The 6,575-nt window shown below is 48.2% G+C and carries 8 protein-coding genes; all 8 read left to right on the top strand.

Features of this window, described 5'->3' with window-relative positions:
• Window positions 1–443: hypothetical protein (locus ACFVS2_RS08410; RefSeq protein ID WP_390232985.1), on the top strand; the 443-nt coding region annotated here is incomplete at its 5' end.
• Window positions 444–712: 269 nt separating this feature from the next.
• Window positions 713–1,189: a GNAT family N-acetyltransferase gene (locus tag ACFVS2_RS08405; RefSeq protein ID WP_390232983.1), complete on the top strand. Its 477-nt coding sequence runs from the start codon at window positions 713–715 to the stop codon at window positions 1,187–1,189.
• 54 nt (window positions 1,190–1,243) lie between these two features.
• Window positions 1,244–1,759 (top strand): phage tail protein, encoded by a 516-nt coding sequence (locus ACFVS2_RS08400; RefSeq protein ID WP_390232981.1) that lies wholly within the window; start codon window positions 1,244–1,246, stop codon window positions 1,757–1,759.
• 27 nt (window positions 1,760–1,786) lie between these two features.
• On the top strand, window positions 1,787–2,296 hold the full coding sequence (locus ACFVS2_RS08395) for a phage tail protein (protein ID WP_390232979.1): 510 nt from the start codon (window positions 1,787–1,789) through the stop codon (window positions 2,294–2,296).
• A 15-nt stretch (window positions 2,297–2,311) separates the two neighbouring features.
• On the top strand, window positions 2,312–2,836 hold the full coding sequence (locus ACFVS2_RS08390; protein WP_390232977.1) for a phage tail protein: 525 nt from the start codon (window positions 2,312–2,314) through the stop codon (window positions 2,834–2,836).
• Between the two features lie 183 nt (window positions 2,837–3,019).
• The gene (locus tag ACFVS2_RS08385) at window positions 3,020–4,195 is read left to right on the top strand and encodes an AAA family ATPase (protein ID WP_390232975.1); all 1,176 of its coding nucleotides are present in this window, start codon (window positions 3,020–3,022) and stop codon (window positions 4,193–4,195) included.
• Between the two features lie 141 nt (window positions 4,196–4,336).
• Window positions 4,337–4,957 (top strand): arylformamidase, encoded by a 621-nt coding sequence (gene kynB / locus ACFVS2_RS08380; RefSeq protein ID WP_390232973.1) that lies wholly within the window; start codon window positions 4,337–4,339, stop codon window positions 4,955–4,957.
• 97 nt (window positions 4,958–5,054) lie between these two features.
• The gene (zwf, locus tag ACFVS2_RS08375) at window positions 5,055–6,554 is read left to right on the top strand and encodes a glucose-6-phosphate dehydrogenase (protein WP_390232971.1); all 1,500 of its coding nucleotides are present in this window, start codon (window positions 5,055–5,057) and stop codon (window positions 6,552–6,554) included.
• The last annotated feature ends 21 nt before the right edge of the window (window positions 6,555–6,575 follow it).

Here is a 6,575-nt window from a genome sequence, read left to right as displayed (position 1 = left end):
GAGCAGGTCAAGGCGGAGGTATGGGCGGCGGAGCAGGTCAAGGCGGAGGTATGGGCGGCGGAGCAGGTCAAGGTGGAGGCATGGGCGGCGGAGCAGGTCAAGGTGGAGGCATGGGCGGCGGAGCAGGTCAAGGTGGAGGTATGGGCGGCGGAGCAGGCCAAGGCAAAGGCTACGGCGGTGGAACTGGCCAAGGTAAAGGCTATGGCGGCGGAACAGGTGAAGGCCAAGGCAAAGGTTACGGCGGCGGAACAGGAGAAGGCCAAGGTAAAGGAAACGGTAACGGCGGTGGAACCAGCAACGGTGGCGGAAAAGGCAACGGTGGTGGTAACGGCAACGGTGGCGGCAATGGCAATGGCAATGGAGGTGGAAACGGAAACGGAAACGGTAACGGTAACGGCAACGGTAAGAACAATGAGGACAACGAAGGTACTGGAAAAGACTAATTGCACACGGGAGATAAAAACGCTTCTTCTCTTTTTGGGGACGAAGCGTTTTTCATGTAAAAGAGCTAACTTTAGTTAGTGTTAGAAGGAATTTGGCTAATGATATCATTATTCATGATTGCTATTTAATCAGCCAGGATATCAGAAAATTTCGAAGGAGGAAGAGCAATACATAGGAAGGACAAGTCGGCGTATCCAGGCCTGAAAGAATGCAAGCAGGTAACTGATTAAATGACAGAAAAGTACAACGATTGCATGCGAGGAGGATTATGGTACATACCAGACCTTTTGAATATGAGCAAGACGAAGCATTTATTTGGGAATTGTACTGTTCTACGAGAACCGAAGAAATGGCTCTTTGGGGTTGGAGTGAGTCGGACAAGCTTGCTTTTTTACAGTCGCAGTTTATCATGCAACAGAAATCTTACCAAATGCAATTTCCCGATCAGAAGCATCAAGTCATTCTCCGATCCGAGCAGCCTATCGGTCGGATGATCACGGATGCGAGCGGAGATGCTTTGCATCTTGTAGATATTTCCTTGCTGCCTGCTTATCGGGGACAGGGTGTTGGTTCTATCATGATTGGCGATTTGCAAAAAGATGCTCAAGCTTTCCAATTACCAATTCGTTTAAGCGTTTTACAAGGGAATCCCGCCTTTCGATTATATGAACGACTTCATTTCATTGTGACAGACTCAACAGGGCTGTATAGCCAAATGGAATGGCAGCCAGTTCTGCAAAAATGACCTATCTGTTCGTTCGACAACGGAAATAACCACTTTACATAAGGAGGAAGCAACATGGCAGAGCCATTTCTTGGAGAAATCAGGATGTTTGGGGGAGATTATGCACCACAAGGATGGGCATTATGCGAAGGACAAATCTTATCTATTTCTGAAAACGACACATTGTTTAGTTTGATTGGAACCACATACGGCGGGGATGGACAAACGACTTTTGCGTTGCCTGATTTACGGGGTCGTATCCCGCTTAATCAAGGGAAAAATCCGGGTACAGGAACTACCTACGTGATGGGTGAAAAAAATGGTGTAGAATCCGTCACCTTAACCGTCCCACAATTGCCCGCGCATACGCATAGGGTCCATGCATCATCGCAGCCAGGAACGCAGAACAGCCCTGCCAATGCTGTATGGGCAAAGAATGCGCAGCAATATTCAGCGAATGCACCTGATGGATTAATGAACGCGTCCAGCTTGAGCAGTGTAGGTGGGAATCAACCACACAGTAACCTGATGCCGTTTACGGTTATTAATTTCATCATCGCCCTGTACGGGATCTATCCTTCACAACAGTAACATCCAAATCGAACAGGAGGATTTTACATGGAACCATTTCTTGGAGAAATTCGCTTTTTTCCATTTGCATTTGCGCCAAAGGGTTGGGCCTTGTGTAATGGTGCGGTGCTGTCTATCAACGGAAACCAGGCACTGTTTTCCTTGTTAGGTGTTTCTTATGGGGGGAACGGGACCACGACGTTTGCTTTACCAGATTTAAGAGGCCGCGTCCCCGTTCATCAAAACAGACTTGCCGATCGTCCAATTGTAACGCTCGGTATGTCAGCCGGCGAAGAAACCCATGTATTAACGACGAACGAAATACCCGCCCATACTCATACGGCAACTGGTTCAAACGCAACTGCCAATGACAAAGTATGCGCTGGGAACTACTGGGCACAAGCTTCCGCCGCAACCTATGGGACAACCCTGGATACGACGATGAGCGAGAGTGCGTTGCAAACGATAGGGAATAGTGCACCTCATACAAATATGCAGCCGTATTTGGTCGGGAATTTTTGTATCGCGATTCAAGGGGTTTACCCGTCAAGAAACTAGAGGAGGTACTATCATATGGACCCGTATATTGGAGAAATTCGTATCTTCAGTGGCAACTTCCCACCGAGGGATTGGGCTTTTTGTGATGGACAATTGATCTCGATCCCTTCCAATCCTGTATTGTATGCGGTATTGGGAACGAAGTATGGTGGAGATGGCAAAACGACATTCGCGCTTCCCAATTTAAGAGGCTCAGCACCCATGAACCAGGGGGAAGGACCTGCCTTGACACCGCGTGTGGCAGGTGAAACAGGTGGTGATGTCAACATCACTCTGCTGCAAAACAATATTCCGGCGCATACTCATGTTCCGAATGCGTGCGCAACTCCTACAGAGGATACGCCAACAGGGGCGAAATGGTCTTCCACCGTTGGCCGGGGATCTGTCATTCCTTATTCCAACACGAGTGATGGGACACAGCTTAGTCCGCAAGCAATCGGCACCACTGGCGGGACTCAACCTCATAATAATATGCAACCTTATCTTGGACTCTCGTTCATCATTTGTGTGAGTGGCGGAAATTTTCCGCCGAGAGGATAGGAACTGTATCTTGGACGCCCGATGCTGTGTAGCAGGAGGCGTCTTTTTCGAATGACGGTCACAGCCCTTCTTCCATCTTTTCCTACTTTTCGTATTCTTCTTGCGAGACGTATGCATTATAATGGATATGTCCGTGATACTAAACGATCGCTTGAAGCAGAACGATCGCAGAGGATGAAGCAGATGACGAAGATAGAAATACTGAAAAGCATGTTGACGAGCGATCAACGCAACGCACCAGTATGGCTGTTATTAGGATTAGAGCATGCTGAGCAGGGGGATCGTACGGAGGCTTTACAGGCGTTTACGCAGGCCCTTGCCTATGGAAATGAAGCGATGAAGGAAAAAATTGTGATCGAGCTCAACAAGCTGCAAAAGGAATCCCCATATTCGCGGACGTTAAAAGGGATCCATCAAAAGGATTCCTCTACATATACGATGTTTTCACCTAAGATACGCGTCATCGAAGGGGGCAAAGGGAAGACCACCGCAAACTCGGTTCAACTCGTTGAGAGAACTGAGGGTTTTGGAATGGTCGGCGGGCTTGGACGAGTAAAAGAGGCAATCTTTCAAAGACTCCTACATCCTATTTCGCAACGGTTGCCTCAAAAGAGAAGTACCATTTTACTTTACGGACCATCGGGGTGCGGAAAATCTTTGCTAGCAAAAGCAACTGCAGAAGAATGTCAGGCTCATTTTTTTTCCATGGCGATCACAGGCGGTCGAAGCATGTATACGTCGTCGAACAGGCAGTTCAACATCCATGACTTACTGGCAACAGTCCCTGCCAATAAACCGTTTCTGTTCTTTTTAGATGAACTAGACGCTTCCAGCCATTACGAAGAGAATGCGAACTCCTATAACAGACAGGGGATCGATTCCAAATGGCTTCAGCAGATAGCGAAGGCAGGAGAGTACGACGAACGATTCGTCTTGATGGGCGCAACCAACGTTCCATGGGAATTGGAGCCTTCCATGCTCCGAGCGGCTGGTTTTGATCACTGGATTTTTGTTGGACCGCCAGATCGGCAAGCACGGGAGGATATTTTTCGCTTAAAACTGGAGGGCCGTCCTTCTGAGATGCTCGATTATGGGCAATTAGCAGGATGGACAGAGTTTTATTCGGGGGCAGACATCGAGTATGTAGTGGAGCTCGCAACGGAGCAGGTATGGCATGATATCGTAACAAAAGGGGTAGATCGCCCAATTCAAATGAGCGATCTACGAGAGGCTATTGCAGCTACCTATCCAACAACCATTGAGTGGTTGAGGACTTTGAAAGAGCATTTGAAACAAGTGGATTACAACGGAATTTATGATGAAGTGTGGGACTACCTGTCTCTTCATAGTAGAATCTGATATCAACAAACGAAAAGACTGTCGGCTCACTATCAAGCTGCGGTCTTTTTTTGGGTACAAATGTTAGAATATTGACTCAATATAGTCTTTTTTGTACGCTGAGTATAGGATAAACAGTTGCTGGAAGGTGGAGGATACGCGATGAAAATAATAGATATATCCCGTCCGCTCATGGCAGGTATGCCGACCTGGCCAGGGGACACTCCCTTTCACTATGTCGTAAACTGGCCCAAAGCGGAGAGTGGCTCAGTCAATGTCGGTAAAATAACGATGAGTGTACATACGGGTACACATGTGGATGCTCCATTCCATTTCGATGATGATGGTCGAAAAATGGCGGCATTGCCCTTGGACCTGTACATTGGAGTGGCAAGAGTGGTAGAGCTTAATGGACGTTCCAGCATTGGCCCAGAAGATTTTGCCCACGTTGATCTGGAGGGGGTGGAACGCTTGCTGCTCAAAACATTATCATGGAGCGACCCCAATCTGTTTCCGTCAACCATCTGTAATCTGCGAGCAGATTTGCCAGCTTTCCTCGCCCAAAAAGGCATTCGGCTGATCGGAGTGGATGTCCCATCTGTCGATCCGTTGGACAGCAAGGAACTGGCTGCTCATCATGGGCTTCACCAGCATGATATTCATATTTTGGAGGGGCTCCTGCTCGATCATGTGGAACCGGGTGATTACGAACTGATCGCACTGCCGCTGCTTTTGATGGAGGCAGATGGAAGTCCGGTACGTGCAATTTTGCGTCGGTCGTAAGGCTGCATATTGATAAAGCAGTGATTTTCTCGAATAATAACAGTGTAACTACAAAAACCATCATCACGGTGTACGTATGAAGGGAATGAAAAAGTAGATGGAAGCGATGACCTTTGTCCTATTTGGCGCGACAGGAGATTTAGCCAAACGCAAAATTTTCCCTGCGCTCTTTAATTTATATGTAGATCAAAAGTTGCCTGCTGCCTTTTCGATTATCGGTGTGGGGAGAAGGGCCTGGTCTGATGACGAATTTCAGGAATCGGTTCGCCAGTCTGTCCATGAGTTTTCCCGTCGCGCCCAGATTGATTCCCACGAGCTAGACGCTTTCTTGTCTGCTTGTCGCTATGCGGAAGTAGATGTCATGGAACCACGTGCTTATGTAACGTTACATGATCTGGTCCTGCAAAGAGAGCAAGAGCTGCAAATCCCGCAAAACCGGATGTTTTACTTGTCAGTAGCCCCGCAATTTTTCGAGGGAATTGCAACCAATATCAACTCCAGCGGACTGGGTTCAACGACAGGCTGGAAGCGTCTGATCATTGAAAAGCCATTTGGACATGATTTGCAATCCGCTGAAGAATTGAATGAAAAGCTGGGGAAAGCATTTTTGGAAGAAGAAATATATCGCATTGACCATTACTTGGGAAAACCAATGGTCCAAAATCTCGAGGCTCTCGAATTTGCGAACCCAGTCTTCCAAGCTCTCTGGAACAATCAGTACATCGCCAACGTGCAAATTACGGCGAATGAAACGGTCGGCGTTGAGGATCGGGCTGGATATTACGAACCTGCCGGGGCACTGCGCGACATGCTCCAAAATCACATGCTGCAAATGCTCATGATCATCGCCATGCAGCTTCCGAAGCGAATTACGTCCGCCCATATCCGCGAAGAAAAGCGCAAGGTGATGGCAGCCGTGCGTCCGATGAAGAAAGAAGAAGTTCGCACCCACGTTATTCGCGGTCAGTATAGCGCGGGACATATTCAAGGAACGCCTATGGCTGGCTACAGGGACGAGCCTGGTGTCGATCCCGTTTCGATGACAGAAACGTATATTGCCACGCGTGTCTGGATTGATGACCCGTTTTGGCAAGGGGTACCATTTTATATTCGCACGGGAAAAAGACTGCAAGAGAAATCAACCAGGATCGTTATTGAGTTCAAAAATCCGCACGAAAAGCTATATCAGGAGCAAAATGAAACGACATCGCCTAATTTGTTGATCATCAGCGTGAATCCGAACGAAGGTATTGCCTTGCAGGTAAATAGTAAGAATCCGACAAATAGCGGTAAGATTGAGCCGGTGACGGTAGATTTCAGTGCAGGGACAAAAGACGTGCCAGAAGCGTACGAGCTGCTTTTGTTCGATGCACTCCGAGGGGATTCCACTTACTTTGCGCATTGGGATGAGGTCCGGCTGTCGTGGGAGTGGGTGACACCGATATTGGAAGCCTTCGGTGAAAATTTGGTGCCACTCTTTACGTACGAAGCTGGCTCATTCGGACCGAAGGCCGCAGAGCAATTGCTTGCTGCGGACGGATTCGTGTGGTGGCTGGATAAGGTCGAAGAACCAGTGCCAGTTACTGCAACGAGATAGACAAAAAGAAAAGGGAGCGAA

The sequence above is a fragment of the Brevibacillus sp. NPDC058079 genome, from assembly GCF_042885155.1.
GTDB lineage: Bacteria > Bacillota > Bacilli > Brevibacillales > Brevibacillaceae > Brevibacillus.
The sequence above is the reverse complement of the archived record's forward strand: the minus strand, read 5'-3'. Positions and strand labels throughout refer to the sequence as shown.

What these genes read in the sequence shown, in the direction of transcription:
- ACFVS2_RS08405 (WP_390232983.1), top strand. Translation starts at nt 713, where the DNA reads ATGGTACATACCAGACCTTTTGAATATGAGCAAGACGAAGCATTTATT.
- ACFVS2_RS08400 (WP_390232981.1), top strand. Translation starts at nt 1,244, where the DNA reads ATGGCAGAGCCATTTCTTGGAGAAATCAGGATGTTTGGGGGAGATTAT.
- ACFVS2_RS08395 (WP_390232979.1), top strand. Translation starts at nt 1,787, where the DNA reads ATGGAACCATTTCTTGGAGAAATTCGCTTTTTTCCATTTGCATTTGCG.
- ACFVS2_RS08390 (WP_390232977.1), top strand. Translation starts at nt 2,312, where the DNA reads ATGGACCCGTATATTGGAGAAATTCGTATCTTCAGTGGCAACTTCCCA.
- ACFVS2_RS08385 (WP_390232975.1), top strand. Translation starts at nt 3,020, where the DNA reads ATGACGAAGATAGAAATACTGAAAAGCATGTTGACGAGCGATCAACGC.
- kynB (WP_390232973.1), top strand. Translation starts at nt 4,337, where the DNA reads ATGAAAATAATAGATATATCCCGTCCGCTCATGGCAGGTATGCCGACC.
- zwf (WP_390232971.1), top strand. Translation starts at nt 5,055, where the DNA reads ATGGAAGCGATGACCTTTGTCCTATTTGGCGCGACAGGAGATTTAGCC.